The organism is Faecalibacterium sp. I4-3-84, from assembly GCF_023347255.1.
Lineage (GTDB): Bacteria > Bacillota > Clostridia > Oscillospirales > Ruminococcaceae > Faecalibacterium > Faecalibacterium taiwanense.
This window is the reverse complement of the sequence record NZ_CP094466.1, coordinates 902,753-924,150: the sequence shown is the minus strand read 5'-3', so window position 1 is coordinate 924,150 and position 21,398 is coordinate 902,753. Positions and strand designations below refer to the sequence as shown.

The 21,398-nt window shown below is 50.1% G+C and carries 18 protein-coding genes; 3 read left to right on the top strand and 15 right to left on the bottom strand.

Features of this window, described 5'->3' with window-relative positions; genetic code table 11:
* Nucleotides 1-14 precede the first annotated feature (14 nt).
* From MTP41_RS04590 to MTP41_RS04575, 3 genes are all read left to right on the top strand, one after another.
* On the top strand, nt 15-3,557 hold the full coding sequence (locus tag MTP41_RS04590) for a DEAD/DEAH box helicase family protein (protein ID WP_330220998.1): 3,543 nt from the start codon (nt 15-17) through the stop codon (nt 3,555-3,557).
* Nucleotides 3,554-3,886, top strand: a complete 333-nt coding sequence (locus tag MTP41_RS04585) for a plasmid mobilization protein (protein ID WP_097785780.1) — start codon at nt 3,554-3,556, stop codon at nt 3,884-3,886. The genes MTP41_RS04590 and MTP41_RS04585 overlap by 4 nt, the downstream gene beginning before the upstream one ends.
* 431 nt (nt 3,887-4,317) lie before the next feature.
* Nucleotides 4,318-5,706, top strand: a complete 1,389-nt coding sequence (locus MTP41_RS04575; RefSeq protein ID WP_097785791.1) for a relaxase/mobilization nuclease domain-containing protein — start codon at nt 4,318-4,320, stop codon at nt 5,704-5,706.
* A gap of 112 nt (nt 5,707-5,818) precedes the next feature.
* Here MTP41_RS04575 and MTP41_RS04570 read toward each other — a convergent pair whose 3' ends face one another.
* The 15 genes from MTP41_RS04570 to MTP41_RS04500 form a co-directional block, all read right to left on the bottom strand.
* Nucleotides 5,819-6,205 (bottom strand): hypothetical protein, encoded by a 387-nt coding sequence (locus MTP41_RS04570; RefSeq protein WP_097785778.1) that lies wholly within the window; start codon nt 6,203-6,205, stop codon nt 5,819-5,821.
* Between the two features lie 337 nt (nt 6,206-6,542).
* A complete protein-coding gene (locus MTP41_RS04565; RefSeq protein ID WP_005929376.1) occupies nt 6,543-6,983 on the bottom strand; it encodes a hypothetical protein in 441 nt (146 codons plus the stop codon).
* A 95-nt stretch (nt 6,984-7,078) separates the two neighbouring features.
* Nucleotides 7,079-7,591, bottom strand: a complete 513-nt coding sequence (locus MTP41_RS04560) for a hypothetical protein (protein ID WP_015565839.1) — start codon at nt 7,589-7,591, stop codon at nt 7,079-7,081.
* Nucleotides 7,592-7,802: 211 nt separating this feature from the next.
* Nucleotides 7,803-8,033 carry a hypothetical protein gene (locus tag MTP41_RS04555; RefSeq protein WP_015565838.1) on the bottom strand — a complete coding sequence of 77 codons (231 nt, stop codon included), beginning with the start codon at nt 8,031-8,033 and terminating at the stop codon, nt 7,803-7,805.
* A gap of 471 nt (nt 8,034-8,504) precedes the next feature.
* Nucleotides 8,505-8,936 carry a hypothetical protein gene (locus MTP41_RS04550; protein WP_249236292.1) on the bottom strand — a complete coding sequence of 144 codons (432 nt, stop codon included), beginning with the start codon at nt 8,934-8,936 and terminating at the stop codon, nt 8,505-8,507.
* Nucleotides 8,937-9,103: 167 nt separating this feature from the next.
* Nucleotides 9,104-9,349 carry a hypothetical protein gene (locus MTP41_RS04545; protein ID WP_249236291.1) on the bottom strand — a complete coding sequence of 82 codons (246 nt, stop codon included), beginning with the start codon at nt 9,347-9,349 and terminating at the stop codon, nt 9,104-9,106.
* 117 nt (nt 9,350-9,466) lie between these two features.
* The gene (locus MTP41_RS04540) at nt 9,467-9,853 is read right to left on the bottom strand and encodes a hypothetical protein (protein ID WP_227612091.1); all 387 of its coding nucleotides are present in this window, start codon (nt 9,851-9,853) and stop codon (nt 9,467-9,469) included.
* Between the two features lie 172 nt (nt 9,854-10,025).
* Nucleotides 10,026-10,715, bottom strand: a complete 690-nt coding sequence (locus MTP41_RS04535) for a DUF4367 domain-containing protein (RefSeq protein WP_097791873.1) — start codon at nt 10,713-10,715, stop codon at nt 10,026-10,028.
* On the bottom strand, nt 10,708-11,241 hold the full coding sequence (locus MTP41_RS04530; protein ID WP_249236290.1) for an RNA polymerase sigma factor: 534 nt from the start codon (nt 11,239-11,241) through the stop codon (nt 10,708-10,710). Before MTP41_RS04530 ends, MTP41_RS04535 begins: the two co-directional genes overlap by 8 nt.
* Before the next feature lie 451 nt (nt 11,242-11,692).
* The gene (locus tag MTP41_RS04525; RefSeq protein WP_015565836.1) at nt 11,693-12,298 is read right to left on the bottom strand and encodes a DUF3885 domain-containing protein; all 606 of its coding nucleotides are present in this window, start codon (nt 12,296-12,298) and stop codon (nt 11,693-11,695) included.
* Nucleotides 12,299-12,313: 15 nt separating this feature from the next.
* Nucleotides 12,314-12,673, bottom strand: coding sequence for a hypothetical protein (locus tag MTP41_RS04520; protein ID WP_015565835.1), 360 nt, complete (start codon nt 12,671-12,673; stop codon nt 12,314-12,316).
* Between the two features lie 11 nt (nt 12,674-12,684).
* A complete protein-coding gene (locus MTP41_RS04515) occupies nt 12,685-13,221 on the bottom strand; it encodes an SF0329 family protein (RefSeq protein WP_006059612.1) in 537 nt (178 codons plus the stop codon).
* Nucleotides 13,222-13,247: 26 nt separating this feature from the next.
* Nucleotides 13,248-13,799, bottom strand: coding sequence for a DUF4304 domain-containing protein (locus MTP41_RS04510; protein WP_006059611.1), 552 nt, complete (start codon nt 13,797-13,799; stop codon nt 13,248-13,250).
* Nucleotides 13,800-13,808: 9 nt separating this feature from the next.
* A complete protein-coding gene (locus MTP41_RS04505; RefSeq protein ID WP_015565834.1) occupies nt 13,809-14,672 on the bottom strand; it encodes a CbrC family protein in 864 nt (287 codons plus the stop codon).
* Between the two features lie 15 nt (nt 14,673-14,687).
* A complete protein-coding gene (locus MTP41_RS04500) occupies nt 14,688-21,365 on the bottom strand; it encodes an immunity protein Imm33 domain-containing protein (protein WP_249236289.1) in 6,678 nt (2,225 codons plus the stop codon).
* Nucleotides 21,366-21,398: the final 33 nt, after the last annotated feature.

Below are 21,398 nucleotides of genomic sequence, written 5' to 3'. Positions count from 1 at the left end.
CATCGCAAGCAAAATTGAACGCCGCCTACGATGCCTTTACTGCAAAATACGGCCTGATTAACGACAAGAAAAATGCCCGCCTGTTCGATGATGACAGTTCCTACTATCTGCTCTGCTCGCTGGAGAATCTGGACGAGAATAAAAATCTTAAGTCCAAGGCAGATATGTTCACCAAGCGGACGATTCGGCCAGAGCGTGTTGTCACCAGCGTGGATACCCCCAGTGAAGCACTGGCAGTGTCCATCGGGGAACACGGCAAAGTAGACCTGCCTTATATGGCAGAACTGCTGGGCACACCCGGCGAGTACAGGCGCATTACCACCGAACTGTCCGGTGTGATTTTCAAAGATCCCGCCGCCGATGCAGACGACCCGGAAGCCGGCTGGCAACCTGCGGACGAGTATCTTTCCGGCAATGTGCGGAATAAACTGCGCATGGCTCAGCTTGCCGCTGAAAGCCACCCGGAGTTCAAGATCAATGTGGAGGCTTTGACCAAAGCGCAGCCCAGAGAACTGGAAGCATCTGAAATTGATATACGGCTGGGTGCTACTTGGCTGGACCCGGACATTATCCAGAAGTTTATGACCGAGACGTTCCAGATTCCCTACTATCTGCGCCATGCAGTCAAGGTGAGATATTCTCCTTATACCGCAGAGTGGCGCGTGGAGGGCAAAACTGCCACCGGCAGAGGGGATATTATCTCCTCCGAAACCTACGGCACCAGCCGTGCCAATGCCTACAAGATCTTGGAGGAGACCCTGAATCTGAAAGATGTCCGCATCTACGACACCATTGAGGATGCCGAGGGCAAGCCGAAACGTGTGTTGAACAAGCGGGAGACCATGCTGGCTCAGCAGAAACAGCAGGTCATCAAGGACGCTTTTGCCAACTGGGTCTGGCAAGACCCCCAGCGGCGCATTGCGCTGGTGAAGCAGTACAACGAGCTGTTCAACTCTACCCGTCCCCGTGAGTATGACGGAAGTCACATCAAATTCGTGGGCATGAACCCGGAGATCACCCTCCGGGAGCACCAGCGCAACGCCATTGCTCATGTGCTTTATGGCGGTAATACGTTGCTTGCACACGAAGTTGGTGCGGGCAAGACCTACGAAATGGCGGCATCCGCTATGGAAGCGAAACGGCTGGGGCTGTGCCAGAAATCCTTGTTCGTAGTGCCCAACCATCTGACGGAACAATGGGCATCGGATTTTCTGAACCTCTACCCCAACGCCAAACTTTTGGTGGCACGGCGCAAGGATTTTGAGACCGCAAACCGCAAAAAATTCTGCGCCCGCATCGCCACCGGCGACTACGATGCTGTCATCATTGGGCACAGCCAGTTTGAGCGCATTCCTCTGTCCTTTGAGCGGCAGGAGCGTATTATTCAGGAGCAAATTTATGAAACGCTTGCCGCCATCAATGAGCTGAAAGTCCACGCAGGCGAGAATTTCTCCATCAAGCAGATGGAAAAGACCCGGAAAACGCTGGAAACCAAGCTGGAAAAACTGCGCTCCGATGAGCGTAAGGACGATGTAATCACCTTTGAGCAACTGGGCGTTGACAGGCTCTTTGTGGACGAGAGCCATTTCTACAAGAACCTCTTTTTGACCACAAAAATGCGGAATGTCGCTGGATTATCCACCAGCGAAGCCCAGAAATCCAGCGATATGTTCGGCAAGTGCCGCTATCTGGACGAGATCACCGGCGGGCGTGGCGTGGTATTCGCTACCGGCACCCCGGTGAGCAACTCCATGACCGAGTTGTACACGGTCATGCGGTACCTCCAGTACAGCACCTTGCAGCAGAAAAAGCTGACGCACTTCGACTGCTGGGCATCCACCTTTGGTGAGACGACCACGGCCATTGAACTTGCCCCGGAGGGTACCGGCTACCGTGCCCGCACCCGGTTCGCCAAGTTTTTCAACCTCCCTGAGTTGATGTCCATGTTCAAGGAGGTTGCGGACATTAAAACTAGCGACCAGCTTCATCTGCCGGTGCCGGTCGCAAAGTTTGAAACCGTGGTGGCAAAGCCGTCCGAAATTCAAAAGGAAATGGTGCAGGAACTGAGCAAACGTGCTGCAGAAATCCACTCCGGTGCAGTGGATGCCTCCGTGGACAATATGCTCTGCGTCACAAACGATGGGCGCAAAATCGGCTTGGACGTTCGCTTGATGAACCCCATGCTGCCAGATGATCCCAACAGCAAATTGAACGTATGCGTTCAAAATGTGTTGAAAATCTGGGAGGAGGGTAAAGAACAGAAGTTGACCCAACTTTTGTTCTGCGACCTCTCGACACCGAAAAACGATGGCAATTTCAACGTCTACGATGACATTCGCAAAAAGCTGATCGCCGCCGGTGTGCCGGAAAACGAGATCGAATTTATCCACAATGCTGACACCGAAGCAAAAAAGGCGGCGCTGTTCTCCAAAGTGCGCTCCGGCGATGTGCGAGTTTTGCTCGGAAGTACGGCAAAAATGGGAGCGGGCACCAACGTGCAATCCCGGCTTGTGGCGGTGCATCACTTGGACGTTGGCTGGAAGCCCAGCGACATGACCCAGCGCAATGGTCGCATCATCCGGCAGGGCAATATGAATAAGGAAGTCAAGGTGTTCAATTACGTTACGGAAGGGACATTTGACAGTTATTTGTTCCAAACTTTGGAAAATAAACAGCGGTTTATCAGCCAAATCATGACTTCAAAATCCCCGGTGCGCTCCTGCGAGGATGTGGATGAGCAGGCGCTATCTTACGCCGAAATCAAGGCACTGTGTGCCGGAAATCCGCTCATCAAGGAGAAGATGGATTTGGATGTTCAGGTCGCAAAACTCAAGGTTCTGAAAGCCGACCACCAGAGCCAGAAATTCCGCTTGCAAGACAAGCTGCTGACAAAATTCCCGGCTGACATTCAGGAAACGAACGCCCACATCGCCGGGCTGAAAGCGGACGCGCAGCTTGCCGCCGCCCACCCGCAGGGCAAGGAGGAGTTCTGCGGTATGACCATCAGGGGCGTGACCTACGACGAGAAAAAGACCGCCGGCGAACGTCTGGTGCTCGCCTGTTCCGAACTGCCCAACGCCGAAGAAAAAGTGATCGGCAGCTACCGGGGCTTTGAGCTGTCCCTGCGGTTCGACACCTTCCGCACGGAGTATCAGGCACTTTTGAAGGGGCAGCAAAAGTACACGGTGCCTTTGGGCACCGACCCACTGGGCAACATCATCCGTCTGGATAACTCCCTGAACAACTTCCCGGAACGCATCACCGCCGCAGAAAACGAACTGGATACCCTGCATCAGCAGCAGGCGGCGGCGCAAATTGAGGTGGAAAAGCCCTTCCCGCAGGAGGAAGAACTGGCTGAAAAATCAGCACGGCTTGCAGAGCTGAACGCTCAGTTGGATGTGGACGAAAAGAGCCACGAGCCGGAACAGGACGAGGAAGAACAGGAGGACGAGCCTCGCCGCCCCTCGGTGCTGGCGGCTCTGGAAGAAAAATCCGACAAGCCGGAGCCGGTGAAGCCCTTCTGCAGTTATTACGACAAGGATGGTGATGCCCGGTGAGGGAAAAACGGGATGAAACCATCATCCTGCGCTTGAGCAAAACAGAAAAGAACCGTATCTATGAAAAAATGCTCAGCATGGGCATCCGAAGCCTGAGTGCCTATATCCGCAAGATGGCACTGGACGGCTATTGCCTGCACCTTGACTTGAAAGACCTGCAACGCATGGCATATCTCTTGCAGATGTGCAGCAACAACCTGAATCAGTACGCCAAAGCCGCCAATGAAAATGGTCGGGTCTATGCCGCCGACATGGAGGACCTGCAGCAGCGGCTGGATGAACTGATTGAGATTGGTCGGCAGATTCTTTCCCGGCTGGCTGATCTCTAAATTTCTCCCCGCAGTTGGAGGGCTGCGGGGGTACATAGGCGGCAACACCATTGACAGGCTCATGCTCTATCCATATACTGAAAGCAGAAAGGCGGTGTCAATATGAAATTCGTAGCAAGAGTTCTCCTGTTTCCTGTGGTTCTCCTGAGTGCATTTCTGGTACTGATGCTGAAATGGACGCTGAACCTGTCGGCGTTTGTGCTGGCACTGCCCATGCTGTATATTTTCGGCTGCGGCCTTTATACACTGTACTGCCAGGAGTGGATGCAGTTTTTGATCTTGCTGGTGGCGGAGTTTGGCTGCTTCCTGCTCCTCACCGCCGGAACGGTCATTGTAGAAGCCGTGGAATGGTTCAGCGGCTGGATTGCAGAATTATAAAATTTTTATGCCGCCACTGTGCGGCATTTTCTTTTTGCCGGGAGGTGGTCAAACTGGCTGCAACAAGATTGATTGCACTGCACAAAAACAAGGGGAAATCCGTTGCGGCCTGCCTGAAAAGCCGCACGGATTACGCCCAGAACCCGGACAAGACACAGCAGGGCGAACTGGTCAGCAGTTACGAATGCAGTCCTTTGACGGTGGATGAAGAATTTATGCTGTCCAAACGGCAGTATGAACTTGTCACTGGGCGCAGACAAAAAAGTGACGTGATTGCCTATCAGATCCGGCAGTCGTTCAAACCCGGCGAGATCACCGCCGAAGAAGCCAACAAGGTGGGTTATGAGCTGGCAATGCGTTTCACCAAAGGCAAGTATGCGTTTATCGTTGCAACCCACACGGACCGGGAACACATTCATAATCACATTATCTACAACTCCACTGCGTTGGACAGCATCCGGAAATTCCGGGATTTTTTATTGTCCGGGCTGGCTGTGCAACGGTTGAGCGATCTGATCTGCTTAGAGCATCAGCTTTCCGTCATTGAGATAAAGCCCTATCGGGAGCGGCAGAAGCGCACACTCTACCCGCCCAAAGAAAGCAATCGTGACCGTCTATGTGGCGTGATTGACACTGTTCTGGCGGAAAAGCCCAAAGACTACGAAGATTTTCTGCAAGGACTGGAGCAGCAGGGTTATGAGGTCAAGCGTGGAAAATACACCTCCGTCAAAGGCGCACGGCAGAAGCGATTCATCCGGTTCCGCACTTTGGGCGCAGGATATAGTGAAGAAGAACTGAAAGCTGTTATCTCTGGGGAAGCCGAACACCATCCCCGGCAGAAGCAGAAGCGCATCGTACCGGAACAAAAGTTTCAGATGCTGGTGGACATTCAGGCAAAGCTGGCCGAGGGAAAGAGCATGGGGTATGCTCGCTGGGCAAAGCGATATAATCTGAAAGAAATGTCCAAGACGCTGATTTTCTTACAGGAGCATAAAATCGGCAGCATTAAAGAAATGCAGGAACGTGTGGATGCAGCAACTGCTCGCTATCACGAGTTGGGCGATTCCATTAAAGCTGCAGAAGCGCGCATGACCGAGATTGCCGTTCTGCGGACGCACATCGTTAATTACGCCCGGACACGTCCGGTTTATGATGCCTACCGCAAAGCCGGGTACAGTAAGAGATTTCTGGAAGCCCACCGGGAAGAAATCACGCTGCATAAGGCTGCAAAAGCTGCTTTTGATGAAGCTGGATTGAAAAAGCTGCCAAAGACTAAGGACTTGAGCATCGAATACGCTGAACTTCTGAAAAAGAAGAAAGAAGCATACCCAGACTACCGGAAGGCACAAGATGAGATGCAGGAGTTGATGAAAGCTCAGAAAAATGTAGAGATGTTTTTTGCAGAGGAAAAAGACACAGCCGAAAAAGAGCCAACACGATAAACGAAATCCGCCGAGGATTCTTCCCGTTTTTTTCGGGAGGATTCCTCGGCGGATTTTTGCTTTTGAAAACTGATTTCTAAGAATGTGAATTCAAAATACCAAAATTATTCAGTCAAGCCAAAAAGGTAAACCACACAAATGCAGCAGTTGCACATATCATCAGAACCAGTAGTATCGTACTTGCAAGTTTCTTCTCAATGGAAACTTTCTGATTTTTGCATAGGACAATCTGCTGAAGATTGTGAAATTCGGCTTCGCTGACATTTCCATTTAATGCTTTCCATGCAGTGCAGCGATCTGTAACCAGCAAAAAATCGGACAGCATTTCCATAAAGATGACAGCGAAAAATGCCAGAGAAAAGAACCACATCCCATTCCATTGAAGTTCTGTCAACACCCTCTGAAGGCTTGAAGGCTTTAATGACACTAACGAAATAATGTAAATCAACGTGTTGCAGAATTCTCTTGCTAATGGCCCTTTTTGTTTAAGAAAATCCATTTTCAACCCTTTCCTTACAAACGGAGTGACTTAACCACCAATGGCCTGATAGTAATCCGTTTTAGAACGAATCAAAGAACCGTTTGACTTGTATTCTTTGACAGTTTGATGGTAGCAATTTTCGAAATATGTATTCTATTTTTTCTGCATTGGAATCACCACTTTTTTGATAAAATTAGGAGCCATCACTTTCCGACAGCCATTCGTCTAGGATTCTTGATGCTATTTCAGCATATTCTTCATCTGTAGAAATAGATTTCAAATATTTGTAAAGAGTATTTTTTTCTTCTGCCGCCCCAATATAGGGATAACCGGAATTCCCCAGCATCTCTTTTATTCAGGATTTTTCTACTGAAATCCGGATTCCAAATCCTCCCTCTGAGTATGCAATGCTTATCCATGTTTCATCTTTTCTTAGCAAAACGCCTGTCGAAACGCTTTCTGAAGCCGATGCCTCTTCAGCGTATCCTAAGGTTTTCAATTGGTCAATATATTTTTGTATTTCTTCTTCAGAGATATTATTATAAAAGATTGCATAATACCCAGCATTAGAACCATCCAATATATATTCTATCGTTCCACTTTCCGGCTCACAAATAAGCCTAGTGTATTCATTATCCGGCCAAACTGAAGTATAAATACATTTTACATCAGACGGATTGGTTCCTCCATGTGTAGCAAATTTTCCCTGACCTGAAAAACGAATGCAAAGAAAGACCAATATCAAAACTATAAAGGCAACCGCCATACTGCTAAAAAATTCCAATTTCTTATTCATTTGGCTTGCTCCATAATTCAAACGTACAAAGCCACGATTCTTTTCTTTCGGCTCTAAAGAATCGTGGCTTTTATCCCCATTATCTAATGCTTTTATTACGGAATCGTGATGTCGTAGGAAATGGAGAACTGGCCACCGTTTGCCAAAGCATTCAATGCTACAGCAGTTCCAGAAACAAATACTGTACCGCTTGTTCCGCTACTAGCTTTCCTACCGGTATCCACATCTGTACTAATCGTTTCGTCCCCGGTTGCGACTTCAGAGAAGTATTTACTTGTCGATTGGCCATTCATGGTAAGTTTGACATTTCCTGTCATACCTGTAAATTCCGGCTTTGGCGATGAGTACCACGGAACGTAAAGTTCAACATGAACCTGTACGCCATCATTCTTATCATAGGTTGCGTAGGAATTAACCCGAACGTTAGCAATTCCTACCTGCATAGCCATGCCAGGTTCCAAGCACTCGCTTAGAGGTGCATCATACCTTCCAATAACAACAGGTTGTTTGTCATCCGTTGGGGCCGCTGCAAAAGCAGAGATAGAACAAAGCGAAAAGACCATAACCACCGCCATACAAAGCGCAAGCAATCTTTTCTTCAAGGTCATTTTGAGTCATCTCCTTTTATTTTTGCATAAAATGTGACAGCATATCGAATAAGGTACTTTGCAATCACAAGAAAAGCAATCGCCATGACTGTTGCTGTCGATACAATTGTCAAGATTTCCGGTACGCTAAATTTCATAAATGTACCTCAACTCATGCTCAACTTGTTTTCAAGGAAATTATCTGCATTGGAATCACCTCCATCTGAAGCATTTATATGCTAAAGACTCCTATTATTTTTTGCATTTTCGACAGTAATAAGCATCTGTTAGTATCGTCGGTCCCCCATAAATAGTCTTTCTTTCCTATAGCTATCCCGCCTTCAAAAATGATTTTTGAAAGACGTGATTTTTTCAGACTTTCTTGAGGAAACCACATCGCTGAAACTCCCTGCGTGACGATTCCTCCAAGCTGCATATCGCTTCCACAATAAATGCACTTCATTATCTCTATTCCTCTGGAGTGGATTTATCTCCCAAAATATTGAGCATTAACACAACGCACAAAAAGAGAAACGATAAGATATAAGGTTGAACATATCCTTCCTCATATAAACACAATGTATTGCCTGATTGAACAACATTCACCTTGGTGAAACAATCTGTATAGCTATAACTTGTTTCTTCTGAGAAGGGCATCAGCTGAGATAAATCATATCGGTTCCATATAAAGAAACGTTTTGCCGTTATAATATAATATTGCTTTCCATCGGTTAGTAAAAAATCAATTGAAGACTTCGATTCGGTCGATTTACAATCAACAAGAGTTAACATAGAATTTGAAACGCTTTCAAAATTTTTATTTGATAACACTTGCAATTTATCAAAAGAATACGGAAATCTTACGATAGAAATTAGCCATAGCAATATTATAATAGCACCGAAATGTCTGAAACATTTAACAATCTTATATTTTTTAGTTCCACGCATAAATATTCCAATTACTGTATGTAAACAGATAATTATAGATTGTCATTCCAAAATTTTGATTTCCCCAAGATGTTGTGGGGTAATACTCGCCATCCGTGTAGGTGTTATTAAACTTATTTCCACTTTCCGTTATAACATACTTGGTTCCCCAAAAACTATTTTTGTGAGAAGAGTGGTTAATATCAGTCAATGTGTATTCAATTTGTTCATACTGCGAATTAAGGTTACACTGTGGAATGGTGAATTGCACGGCCGTCATAGCAAAACCAAAATATGCGAGTGCAGTTTTGGAAATTGCAAGTGCCGGAGCAGCAGGTAATGACAAGGCACCTGCTACAACTGATGCCAACCCTGCCAAATCTCTATATGTTCCATTAATATCATATTTTTTGTTTCCTGTTTCTTTCACATAATCCACATATGCTCCGCAGATTCCCGTTCCGGTTCCATCTGTATATTGGAAACGAATTCTTCCCAACCGACGCGACATTGTAGATTGCGGTAAGACTATATCAAAATTCTTCTCTGTCGGAATAAATCGCTGCAGCTGTTTTGATGTTCCATCCGAAGAATAAACCAATTCATTTATAACATTTTTGATCGGTCAACCGTATAACGGCTTACCAATTTTCCATCATTGTACTGTTCAAAAACCGAGTCACCATTGTCAAGATCATAGGCTCTAACAAGCAATTCACCTGACGCGCTTTGTACGGTCGTGAAGTCAGAACTCGTGCTGTTTTTAGTTCCTGCTGCAAAAGAGACCAAAGGAACGGTTAGCAAAAGCGTGGTTGCAAGTGCAAACGATATGAATCTATTCCAAATTTTCATAATTAACCCTCACTGTAGATTATTCTAATAGAAATGGTATACTTTAGGTGTTCTATTCCAAAGATAAGGCTTCACCTATCATCTCTAGGATTAGTTTTTTAAAATGAATAACCTCACTTATCTACTGGCACTTCCAGTAATGGTTTCACTCCGTCCATCGGAATAGTTAAAGGTCGCAGAATACTCCAGCCTATAAGATTTTCCGGGCTTAGTGTTAAAGTTACTGCTCACCATGCAGGTTGAGGTCGTGCTGCTGTTCGAGCAGCTACTTACTTTTTGCCATGTTCCAATTGTTCCCTTTTCATAGAGAACGCCTGAAACGCTGATTTTCTTTACTCCAGTTCGTGTCTGGGCATCAACCTGATAGTATGTTTGGTAAATGGATCCGTTGACCGTACTATCACCTACATACCGCTCAGACTTTTCAGCGGCCATTGCGGTGCAGGCAAAACTCAAGAGAATCACCGCTGAAATAACAATGGACAACAAACGCTTTTTCGACATAGACATACACCTCCGTTTTTTTGCTCCTAACAAGAGCCTTTGTATAATCAACGCAATTCGCATTCGCTTCGTTTCAATTTTCAGGAGAAATTTTTTTCAAATTTTCCATCTTTGTAAGTTCAGACAAAAAGAAAGCCGGACATTTGTGTACTCTCACAAGTGTCCGGCTTTCTTAACGGATACCTTCCGCAATTTTCATAATCTCATCGTATGGAATGTTTCCCATAACGGTATGTGTAATCCCCTGATATTCCCAACTTAGAGTATAAACATTCTTTCCATGTTCATCCGTACTAGTTCCAAGTACGCCATCTGCTTCTCCGACCTTTACGGTTTCGTACACTGTATGCTCATTATCAAATAGGGACTGCTGCCCCGGCTGGATAATTGAACAACGGACAGTGTAGCTTTCCTCTGTTTCTTTTGACGAGTAAACATGTAAAAAGTTTTCTGCTCGTTCAAATTTCTGCGCATCGTCCATTTCAAAGCCGTCCAGCACATAATGATCGCTGTATCCATCCGGTAATCGTTCCAACGGTTCGCCGTCCACTTGATACGTCAGCTGCATCTCAATCGGCAAGAACTTCTGAATCATCGTGTAGACTGCCTTGCGGAAGTCTGCACTTACTGCAAGCGCGCCGAGAGTTAAAATTACCAGCGTCATGGCTACAACAAGCACTCGTTTCAGCACCGGACAGCGTTTATGCAATGCCGCTTTCAGGCGAGCATCCCATCGGGAAGTGTCCGGGTAGCGTTCCTTAAGCTGGGCCGGAGTTGGCAGCTCGTCCAGTTCTTTCTGTGCATCTGCACGGAGTGCCATCATCAAAGCTGCATCAAAAGAAATCTCTGTCCGCTCACTCACGGCTGTTCAGCTCCTTCCACAATAGTTTTCTTCCACGGAAAAGCCGCATCCGAACCACTTCATCTGTCAGTCCAAGCGATTCGGCAATCTCCCGGTTGGTGTAGCCCATCGCCAAAAGGCGCAGTGAATCACGGTACATCGGTTTCATCTGTCCGATCAGTTCTGTCAGGTATTGGATGTTATCGGTGCTGACTGCTGCATCATCCGGCACCGGGGCATCATCTGGTGCGTCCGGGACTTCTTCCAGCGGTTCTTCTCGCTGCTTGCGAAGCATATCGTATGCACGGCTTCTACTACAACTAACGAGATAAGCAGCGAGTTCGTGACAGTTTTCTCGATGAATTTTAGAAAAATTTTTGGCAACGTACAAAAACACCTCTTGCAGTACATCTTCTGCCAGATACGAATCGCCCATAATTTTGTAAGCGGTATGGTAGACCAGCCGTTTGTAGATATTATATACATCTATAAATTGTTCTTCTTTGCTTTGATCGTCAAGAACAGCTAAGTACAGGGAAAGCAACACAATCACCTCCAACTGATTCGCATGGATTGGATGTAGTGTACCATGAACCAGCGAAAATGTCGAATGTTTTCCGTTCTGAACGAAGAACAGCCAGCATCATGACCTCACTTACTGTTGAGGCCGTTGCTGGCTGTTCGTTTGGTTTGAGATGTTTCCATCAAAATTGCAGAGTGCAAATGTCTTGAAGCTCTACCTTATATAAATAGAAGCGTTTTGAAAAAACGCGCAGCCTGCATCGGAACGGTGCAGAATGAAGGGGATTGGGCACAGCCCAACAAGCATTTTGCAACGCAAAAATGGCGTTTGTATAGACAAAAGCCCTGCTTGCCACAACAATGCGTCCTTTTTGTCCGCAATTTGTAATTTTCAGATTGGAGAAAAACGCCATGGCAAAGACGAAGGCTGAAGAAAAAGCTCTCAACCTTGATTAGATTTTGTTTAACTGCCGGGATTATCTGCGCGCTGCGCGCAACTCCGGCTCGTTCTTTGAAAAGCGTGATAGCAGCTTCTGTGAGCCGCCCAGCACATCCAGCCCACGGTCATCGTACAAATGGTAGAGGAACGGCCCCGGCCCAGCCAGATAGACGCTGGACACAAAGCCGTTCCAGCCGCCGATGTCCCCCAGAATGATTTCCCGAAGAAGCAGCTCTGGTTGAAAGCTGATCTTGCTGAGATCCCAGTAAAACTGCACTTGTGCATGGGTATCCCCATCTTCATCCTGCTCTGTGGCCGAAAGTTGTTCATCGGGAACTGGGAGGCCCACTCGCTGCCGGATAACGGTCAGCAGGGACTCGGCGGGTTCTTCATCGGGATACCCGTCGATCCGCAGAAGGTCCGGCACCGCCGGAAGTGCCCGATAGATCGCGGCGGCTCGGTCCAGCGCCCCCTGAACATAAGCGGGGTTGGTTTTCAGCTTCGCCGCACGCCTATCCAGATAGATTGGTTCCTCCCCGCCGATCTTAAAACGAATGCCCACCGGTGCATGGTAGAACAGAGGGTGTTCCAGCCCAGCCATGCCCAGATCATGTAAAATGTGTTCAAACCGCTTTGCCAGCATGGTATCCCTCCGTTCTCATGTCATTTCATACAGCAGAGCAGCATCGCCCTGCACCAGTTCCAGATGGGAGCGCAGCGTATTAAGCCCGCTTTGCACCGCCTCGGTGGGCAGATCCCAGTCCGGGGCAATTTCAGCGGCCAGCTCCGAGAGATCCTGCTCCCGCAGAGCTGCCAGCAGTTGAGACGCCAGCTCTCCCTCCAGCAGAGCGCAGTCCAGGGTGTCTTCCGTCTGGGGAGCAGGAAAACGGACATCCAGATCCAGTTCGCTCTCACACCAGTCCCAGATGGCCATATAGACCGCGCCGGAGCAGTCACCGTCGGACAACTCCTGCCGCTGGTTATTTTTTATCAGATAAAAGGACGCGATCTGTGACATGGTGGTTCCTCCTAAATGTTATTCGCTTCCATCAGCCCTTCGGCCTGCAACCGGATCACATAGAAAGCCCGCACCCAGTCCAGTTCCTGCTCCATGGAGTCCTCCAAAGCCAGCAGGCGGCGCTTGCCAAGCCTGCGATCCAGAAGGGCAAAGATACGGACAAGGGGATTCTCGCTGACAAGGCTTTTCTCGATGCTCTGGTTGTCAAAGATCCCAAACGCCTCATAGAACACCTTTTGGTCAAAGGTGCCCTGCTCCAGCGCATAGGCATGAGCCTGATTGATGGCCTCTTTTGCGGAGTCGTGATCTTTCAGCGTGGTGGAGCGCAAGTGATGAAATTTCGTCCACACATTTTCAAAATAGGTGTAGTAGTTGCTCCGCAGCACTTCCACGCCGTCCACACGAATGGCGGCCCGGCCCTCATGGTCGGCGCTTTTGCTGTAACTGGTGGCAAAATACTGGATGTGGCCCCGGAGTGCCGGGCACAGGTAGTCATTCTCCAATTTGTTCCGGATTCCACTCCAAGTGGATACTCTACTGTTTGACATAGGTGTTGTTTCCTTTCTGCTGATTCCTACTGCTTTTGGAGATACTCCCGGAAGCATTCGATGAACTCCCGATTCCGCTTAGGGACATCGAACCCCTTCCGATGGGGGAAGAACCCCTCCTGTTCCACATCGTCCAGCAGCTTGGGCAGATTGGAAAACCGGGCAAAGAATGGTAGTGCATAGTCCTGGATCTGCCCGGAAATTTCCTGGATAGAGCGTTCCCGCTCCAGCAGAGTAGATACCTCATAGCGGGGGAAGTCATCATACCGGTGGGTCAGCCGGGCGATGGAGGTACCCACGATACCATCATAGGTTTCCTCCGTCCCTTCCTGCTCACTGCGCCACTGGGCAATCACCGGGGAACTCACATCGAAGAAGGCAGTAAAAGTGGTGGAGCCAAAGCGGATGGAGGGGGAAAAGTAAAAGGAGAACACAAAGATGCCGTCTTTTTTGTAGATGTCATTTTTGCTCTTGCGGTATTTGTAGCCCAGCGGGTTCAAAGGCTCCGCGATCCGCTCACAGGTATAGACGAAGATCTCACGGGGCTTGGTTCCCTTGGGAAAATCCTTCTTCTCCATGTTGCCACCTCAATCAAAATCCATCCAGACCAGGTGTTTTCCGCAGTGGAGGCACTGGAACAGATAGCATTGCAGATGCCCGCCATTGACAGATTCCCGGATCATTTCTTTTTGCTCATCGTCCCACATCGGATCGTCCAGTACCTCCTCCAGCACACCCAGGGCCCGCAGTTCCCTGGCACCCACATGGCCCAGGTAGGCGCAGTAGTCGCCGCAGTGGGCGCGCCAGTATTCCTGCTGCCAGCCGGAGTAGCCCGGGGTGCGGTGGATCGGCTCGTCCAGCTTCTCCGGATCGTCTACACCATCATCCACAGAGAAATCATCTTGAAAACTACCGTCATATTTCCGGGCTGCTTCGCCGTTGGCGATGCACTCTGGGCACAGATATGCAATATCCTCCACGGCGTAAAAGGGGGCTGTATAGAAAATATGGGTCGTCTTGCCACAGCAGTCGCAGACAACGCCGTCTGCGGATTCCTCAAAAGCCCCAGTTTCCAGAGGATTGGGGTGATACCGGAAGGCGGGCAGGCCCAGCTGGGCCTGCCGTTCCTTCTCTTTCTGCTTCTCCTCCGGCGTTTTGGGCCTGGGGAGGGCATAATGATTGCCCCAGTTTTCCGCATAGTCCTTCAAGATGCCCAGCCGCTTGAGGGTCTTCTTGTCGGAACGATTTCCGATTTGGCAGAGCAGTTCGTAGGCATCCTTCTTGAAGTCCAGCAGATCATACACATCCACCAGCACTTCCTTGGCCTGCTTGTCTTCCGACAGCTCCAGTTTCTCCTTGAAGGTATAGAGAGCACGGACACTGTCCGGATCTCCTTCTGTCTCCCGAAACTGCTTTTGGAGTTCAATATATTGCTTCAGGTATTCGTTCATGGTCACAATCTCCCATCAATCCCACCAGAAATACCAGACGGTGGACTGCCACAGGACATCTGCCAAGGAGCCAATGCTTCCATCCTCATTCTGATCCAGATCTGGGCAGAAACCATATTGCTCCACAGCCACCTCCATAGCTCTTTCCTTGGAGATCGGAGTTGGAAGTTCAAACTCCAATTCATCGTGGCTCATGGCGGCAGGGATGGCACCATGTTGCTCGAACCAATATTTCGCCACTGCCATCAGGTCCGGTGTGTCGGGACACTCATTCCAATTTCCAAAGGGCAGGTAGGCGAAGATCTCCCAGGGGTTCTTTACCGGAATTTTAGCCAGAATGAGCGGATATGTCATTCCGGTATCATCGTTCCAATAGTTTGCGAAGCGGTCGTTGGGTTCTCCGCCCTCCATCTCGCCCAGGACTTCCTCCTCCCAGTCCAGATCATCGTCCTCGGCTTCTTCCTTGCGCTGGCCGGTCAATTCCTCCAAAATCGCCTTTCCGTCCTTAACAGGAGCGGAGAGCATCTTCTTCCGGTACTCCTCTACCGTTTTGAGGTCAAATTCATAGCAGTCCGCATCATGCTCCGGGTCGGCGTTCATTACCAGACATTCCAACAGCGTTTCATCATCCGCCTGGATAAGTACGGGAACAAAGCCCTCCCGTACCCCCAGCCGCTGGGCGTAGCTGTATGCCGACATGATGGGGTCATCATCTGCCATGGATGGGAAATAGGTACACTCGCAGTCCAGATACTCCATGATGGCATGAGCCACTTCGGAAGGCTCCAGCGTGTCCTCGTCGAAGTCCTGTCCCTGCCAGTTTTCAAAGCGTTCCTCAATCACTTGAGCCATGGTCTGATAGTATTTCTCATCAAATGGGATGAATAAGTATGCCTCCTGTTGAAATTCATTGGAGTGGTATCGGGACGGACCAAAATATTTCAGGGCATAGTCATCAATGTCGGCAGGATAGTAGGGACTGTCGCCCTCTCCGTAGTAATAGCCTGCAAAGGCACGGCCTTGCTGATTGAACAGCACAGAGAACAGACAGCCGTCCAGCTCATCCCGGATAAACTCCCGCAGATCCACGCTGGCAGGGTCGGCTTTGACCTGTTTGGCCACTTCGCTGTATTCTTTCAGGAAGTCCTCGCCCATCAGGTCGTGCTCCATGCACCAGCGCAAGTAGATGGCCATGTGGTTATAAGCATTGATGGGGTCAATAGGCAGTTCCTTCTCCTCAATGCTCTCAAGGTGATAGGAAGCGTCGTCCATCTCACCGTCAAAATTATCATTGGAAAGGGTGCCACGGGTGATCGCATTCTGACGAGTGGGGTTTACAACAAAACTGATCCCCCTCATCTTGTTCAGCAGAGCGTCTACATCATGTTCCAGTTTATAGTCCAACTCGTCCTCATAAAGCGGAATGACCTGATAGAAGTTGACCTCCTCGCCGCCCGGCAGGGTGCAGACCTCGCCGCCCTCCTCTGTACTTTGGGGGCCGGTGAGAATGGCGGCACACAGCTTCGTATTTTCCGCAAAGTTCTCCTTGTTATCCATGGTATGTCCAAAGCCCAGCCAGGTATCGCTGGCAATGGGAAGGCGGGCCAAGGATTTCAGCAGGCGGATGGGCCAGTACCACTTTTCGTCTTTCATGGACTCCTGATCCAGCTTCCAGTCCGCAGGCAGGGCAATGGCCAGCTCCGCCCGCTCCAGCTTATATTCCGCCAGTTCCTCCGGCACATTCATCCGGTGAGCGCCCATGCCCATGGTGACCAGGGTGCAGTAGTCCCGCTCCTCAGAGGGCGGCACCACACAGATGTCCACATGGATGTCGGGAGAAACCAGCTCATGGAACACATTCTCGAACTTGCCGAAATACTGCTCAATGTGCTCCTCGACGGCTTCCATCTCCTCCTCGGTGTAGACTTCGGGATTACTGAATTCTTCCTCATCCTGCGTGTCATCATTGTCTGAGTGGTCGCAGCTGTCATCCTCCGGATCTCCCTTTATAGGCTCGTAACCGATCTTCAGGGTCATCTGTTCTTCTGGCAGAGAGATGCCGGGGCTGCGGGTGATGGTGTGCTTATCGTCCGCAGAAAAACCGATGGTCTCGCCGTCTTGCAGCGTCACATCACACGCCAGCACATAGGAGGCAAGGCTGGCCAAAAAGTCCCGCAGTTCCTCCGGCTCAGCGTCGGTGTTCAACACCTCCATTTCCTCCTTGCCAAACACATCCATGCCGTAGGTGTAGCCGTTTAGGCCCCCCTCGCTCCGGTACAGGCCGAACCAAACCCAGTTGAAGATGGGCAGTTCGTCCTTTTTGAGCATATCGGCAAGGCCCTCATAGAAACGAGGCTCAAATACCACGCCGCTGGTGTAGACACCGGTGGCGTATTTCTGCTTGCAGCACACTGCCATCGCCTTGGTGAACAGCTTACCTCGTTCCAGCAGTTTTTCCTCCTCGCCCAACACAGCCACCATGATATGGGCCTTGTGCGCTTTGGCCACTTCTACGGCCTCTGGCCACATATAGTTGTTTTCGGCGTTGATCTCTGCTTCATTGTCCGGGATGTGACCGTGGAAGAGTGTCACGATCAGCATCATTCCGCCGACCCGCATTACCACAGCGTCATCGCTGTTCTCATCGTCTTCGTCGCCCTCATCCGGCTCCTCATCTACGATGCCCCATTCTTCCCGTAGATCCCGAATCAACTGCTCCTTGTCCCACTCTACTTTGGAGAGGAGCACAGACCCGGCAAAGGAGCCCTTATGGTCGGTTTCTTCCTCGTCAGCATCAACATCTTCGTTAAGATCCTCTACATCTTCATCCGGATCATAGAGGGATTCATGCTCCAGTCCGCGGATAAATTCCTCAAAGCTATCTGCCAGATGGGTGATTTTATAGTCATTTTCCTGATCCACATGGACTACCGCAGGCTCTCCCTGGGGACCGCAAGCCCGGTAGTCCAGGAAAATCATATCGTGTCCGGCGCTTGGACAGTCGCAGATGGCCACGCCGATGGCAGGATACTCCCACTCATCGATCATAAACTGACTGCCCATCTCTCCACAGAGGGAGCAGTTCTTTTCCCGTCCGATTCCGAAAATGCCGGTGATGGCCACATGATCATCTGCCCAACAGGTAGGCTCATCGCAGGGATAGCAGGTGTTCATCGGAATGCCACCGTTGTGCTGCTTCATCAGCCAGATATAGGCGGCGGGCAGCTTGTAGCCCAGTTCCTCCTCCACGCTGGCAATCAGCTCATCGGAAGGCGGATCACTGACATATTCTTTCAGTGCATACCAATTATCATCCCAGAAGTTGGTGAGGTCGAAACCCTCAAATGGGGTATCACCGGGCACGAATTTGGCCTTCTTCTTCCGGCTGCGCTGGCGTTTCCGGATCTCCGCCTTACACTCCCGAATTACCGCCGGGGCATTTTCATCCTCCGGGTCCAGCTCTGCCCACCGCTGGGCGTAGGGAATGGCCTTTTCCTCCTGACCATAGAGATACTGATAGCCGTAGGCCATCCGCATATTCCACTCCGCCTTGTCCTGACCTTCCTCCCGGACGGACTCCAGCACCTCAATGGCCCTCTGGAGGGCTTTGTCTCCCTTGAATTTCAAAGTACCCTCATCATGGTCCCCGATGATGGCGTAGTTCTCCAGCGCCCGTGCCAGGGCGTAGGCGGTGCGATAGTTCCTCCAGTCCTCTGGGATGGCATTGAGTGCCTGGATGCAGCGGGTGTACTCGTCCTCGTCGTTCCACTGCTCCAGCTGAGCGAAGAATGCTTCGGCGTCCTGTTGGGTATAAGGAATATAGTCCATGCCCGTAAGCGTTTCATCCAACTCGTCATCCTGATTTTCAGTTTCTGTCCCATCATCTTGTTGCTTTAGAGGTACAGAACCGGCTTCACGGCGGAAGGTGTGGAAGATGGCCCATGGGATATCCGTGCCTTCAAAGAACTCTTTCGCCATGTTCAGCGCCTCTCGGATGTCCCAGGCGATGAAGTCCACATAGCCACAGTAGAGGCCGGTAGCCCCGCCGGTGAGAGTGAGCACTTCCGAACCATCCCCGCCGGTGAGCACTTCCTCCAGTTTGTCCCGGAAGTCGAAAATTTTCTGACTGCCTTCCTCCTCCAGCAGGGTATCCAGGGGATAGCAGAAGAAGCCCGCCACCGCGCCGTCGGCATGGAGATCGTCCATAAAATCATTGTCGGCATTCAGATAGCCGTTGATGAGCGGCACACAGCAGGTGGAACCGGCCATTACATCCAGCCGCCAATCGGCGTCCGGGTCCTGTTTGGGTTCCATTTTGTAACCAAGGTAGCTCTCCAGATAGGCTTCCGGGTCGGTGGAGAGCTCCAGGCCCTGCTCCCGCAGTTTGTCGGGCAGCTGGGACAGGAGGAAGGACGGCTCTGCCTTGGGTTCCTCCAGCACATCAAAGCTGTCTATGTATCTCATGTGGGAGATCTCGCCCAGCACTTGGTCGGTGAGGGTAGTGAGCATCCACCAGGCCCGGCCTTCTTCCTCTTGAAGCTTAGGCAGCAGCTTTTCACAGTAAGCGGAGATGGCAAAGCTGTTTTCACCCTGTTCCTCCAGCCAGATCTGCACATCATCCCCGGAAATCTCCCAGCCATCATTGGTTCGCAGACCGATGTTTTGAACAGGTTGACGGCCCACCAGGATGTTCCAGTGCTCCAGCACCTCCTTTGGGGCGTGTTTCTGGAAGTAGACCAGCTCAAACAGCTTGACCTTATTACCCTCCGGGGTGAGGATCAGTTCATGCTTTTCGCCGCCCACGCCCAGCTCAAAGGAGATTTCATCAAAGGCCAGATTCAGGGTTTCCTCCATTTGGGCCACGAGTTCTGCACCGCGGGTGTGATCCTTGTCGTCATCCATCATCTGGCGCAATTCTGCTTCCATCTCGGCAAAGGTTTCCCACCAGTTCTCTGTCCGATCCCGGAAGCACTCCCAGAACTGCGGCAGAGAAATACCCTGCTTGCACCGGTCGATAAACTCTTTGGTGTCATCGTCACCAGGGCGGACTTCCAATGCCTTTTCAAAATATCGCAGAGCCCGGCCCTCCTGATCCAGATAAAAGTAGGAGTAACCCATGCGGAAGTTCCAGTAATAATCGTCCTCGAAGTATTCCTCATGGGGCTTTAGCAGAGCGAGGGCCTTTTTGAGCATTTCTTTGCAAGTTGGCTTATGTGGGTCTGCCAGATTGTTATAGGCACGGGCTAACTCACTGTCCATCTCAGGGGTACGCTCCTCGGCGGGGATGGCCTCCAGCGCATCAATAATTTTATGTTGTTTGCTCTCCTCATGCCACTTCTGGCACTGCTTCAAAATGTCCATATCAGGGTCCTCCTCGTCCTCATCCGGTTTCCAGTCTTTGATCTGCTGGAACACACCGTTCTCATCCCGCTCAAAGGCGCAGGGGGCGGGGGTGTTCAGCAGAGAAATGATGTCGGGATCGTCGTTGCAAATTGTGTTCAGCTTGTAAATCCCGGCATTGTTGGGGTCGTCCATGTACTCATCGCTCTCGTCACCGGCAGTGAAGCGCCAGCCGCTGTCCCAGTTACCGTCTGGAATCTCACGATAGCAGTAACCCACCTTGCGGCCCTCCACCGTGATGCGGTTGGTGGCGATACAGCCATCGGCACCCTCCCAGTCAGCAAGCAGATGTTTCACATCCTCCGCTTTCACCTGGTAGTTGCGGTTGCGGCCAGCGGCCTCGTACAGTTCCTTCCGCAGCGCCTCCACATGATGTGCCATCTCCTGAATCTCCTCGTCGTCCATCATTTCATGGAGGTCATAGGTCAGGGGGGATTGGGCAAAGTCCGCCAGGGCCTTGTTCATGGCGTCATGCTCCTCTGGCGTAGCAGTGATGCGGATACGGCGGGCGGGGGTGTTGTACTCGTCCAGATCCTGAAGGTTTACACTGCCACTGACGCTGCACTCCAGCAGGATGGCGGCCAGGTCGGTGACCACATCAATGGCGAAGTGAAAGTCCATCTCCACACCATCGGAATGTGTAAACTCCAGGTACTCCACGGTTTGGCGAAAGTCCCAGTTCTGCTTGTCCAGACCGATCTTGGAGAAAATCTCGCTGAGGGGGATCTCCTCCTTTTTCTGATCCTCTAAAAATGCCACAAGGTTCAGACTGTCATCGGAACCGCCAATAAAGTTGCCCCAGTATTTTTTGATATACATTTGTCGTGCCTCCTGTTCTGAATCCAGTCGATCAATGAGCTGATTCAAGTGTTCCAACCACGCAGGAGCGATCTCACCGCTATCCTCGTTCTTCCAAAGATCCATAATCTCACGGATGCCGTCCTCGTCCGGCACCTCGTTTTTGATGTCGGTGAGCTGCCGCAGCAGGAAAGCAAGGGCTTCTTTGGATGCTGTGAAACCGGTGACTTTATCCCATATAGCTTCTTCATGATCGTAGTCCAGCTTGCCATTATCCTTCCATTGGAAATACAGCTCCGCCAGAGCCATCGCAGTATTGTCAAAGAGGAAGTCGATTTGTGAGAAGTCAGCTCCCAGCATGACTTCCTCTTTCATCAGTTCGATCATCTCGCCCAGATCCATTACCGGATGCTCCGGTACATATTCATTTTTGAGGATGTCCAGTACATCCAACCCTTCGTCACGCTCTAATGCTTTTATGCCCCATGCTCCCATGTCGGCACCTCTCTTTCTTTATTTTGTATCAAG

Excerpts from the sequence above, each read along its gene's own strand:
- MTP41_RS04525 (WP_015565836.1), bottom strand. The coding sequence starts at position 12,298 with ATGCTGGCAAAGCGGTTTGAACACATTTTACATGATCTGGGCATGGCT.
- MTP41_RS04505 (WP_015565834.1), bottom strand. The coding sequence starts at position 14,672 with ATGAACGAATACCTGAAGCAATATATTGAACTCCAAAAGCAGTTTCGG.
- MTP41_RS04555 (WP_015565838.1), bottom strand. The coding sequence starts at position 8,033 with ATGAAGTGCATTTATTGTGGAAGCGATATGCAGCTTGGAGGAATCGTC.
- MTP41_RS04565 (WP_005929376.1), bottom strand. The coding sequence starts at position 6,983 with ATGAATAAGAAATTGGAATTTTTTAGCAGTATGGCGGTTGCCTTTATA.
- MTP41_RS04515 (WP_006059612.1), bottom strand. The coding sequence starts at position 13,221 with ATGTCAAACAGTAGAGTATCCACTTGGAGTGGAATCCGGAACAAATTG.
- MTP41_RS04540 (WP_227612091.1), bottom strand. The coding sequence starts at position 9,853 with ATGTCGAAAAAGCGTTTGTTGTCCATTGTTATTTCAGCGGTGATTCTC.
- MTP41_RS04545 (WP_249236291.1), bottom strand. The coding sequence starts at position 9,349 with ATGAAAATTTGGAATAGATTCATATCGTTTGCACTTGCAACCACGCTT.
- MTP41_RS04520 (WP_015565835.1), bottom strand. The coding sequence starts at position 12,673 with ATGTCACAGATCGCGTCCTTTTATCTGATAAAAAATAACCAGCGGCAG.
- MTP41_RS04570 (WP_097785778.1), bottom strand. The coding sequence starts at position 6,205 with ATGGATTTTCTTAAACAAAAAGGGCCATTAGCAAGAGAATTCTGCAAC.
- MTP41_RS04500 (WP_249236289.1), bottom strand. The coding sequence starts at position 21,365 with ATGGGAGCATGGGGCATAAAAGCATTAGAGCGTGACGAAGGGTTGGAT.
- MTP41_RS04560 (WP_015565839.1), bottom strand. The coding sequence starts at position 7,591 with ATGACCTTGAAGAAAAGATTGCTTGCGCTTTGTATGGCGGTGGTTATG.
- MTP41_RS04510 (WP_006059611.1), bottom strand. The coding sequence starts at position 13,799 with ATGGAGAAGAAGGATTTTCCCAAGGGAACCAAGCCCCGTGAGATCTTC.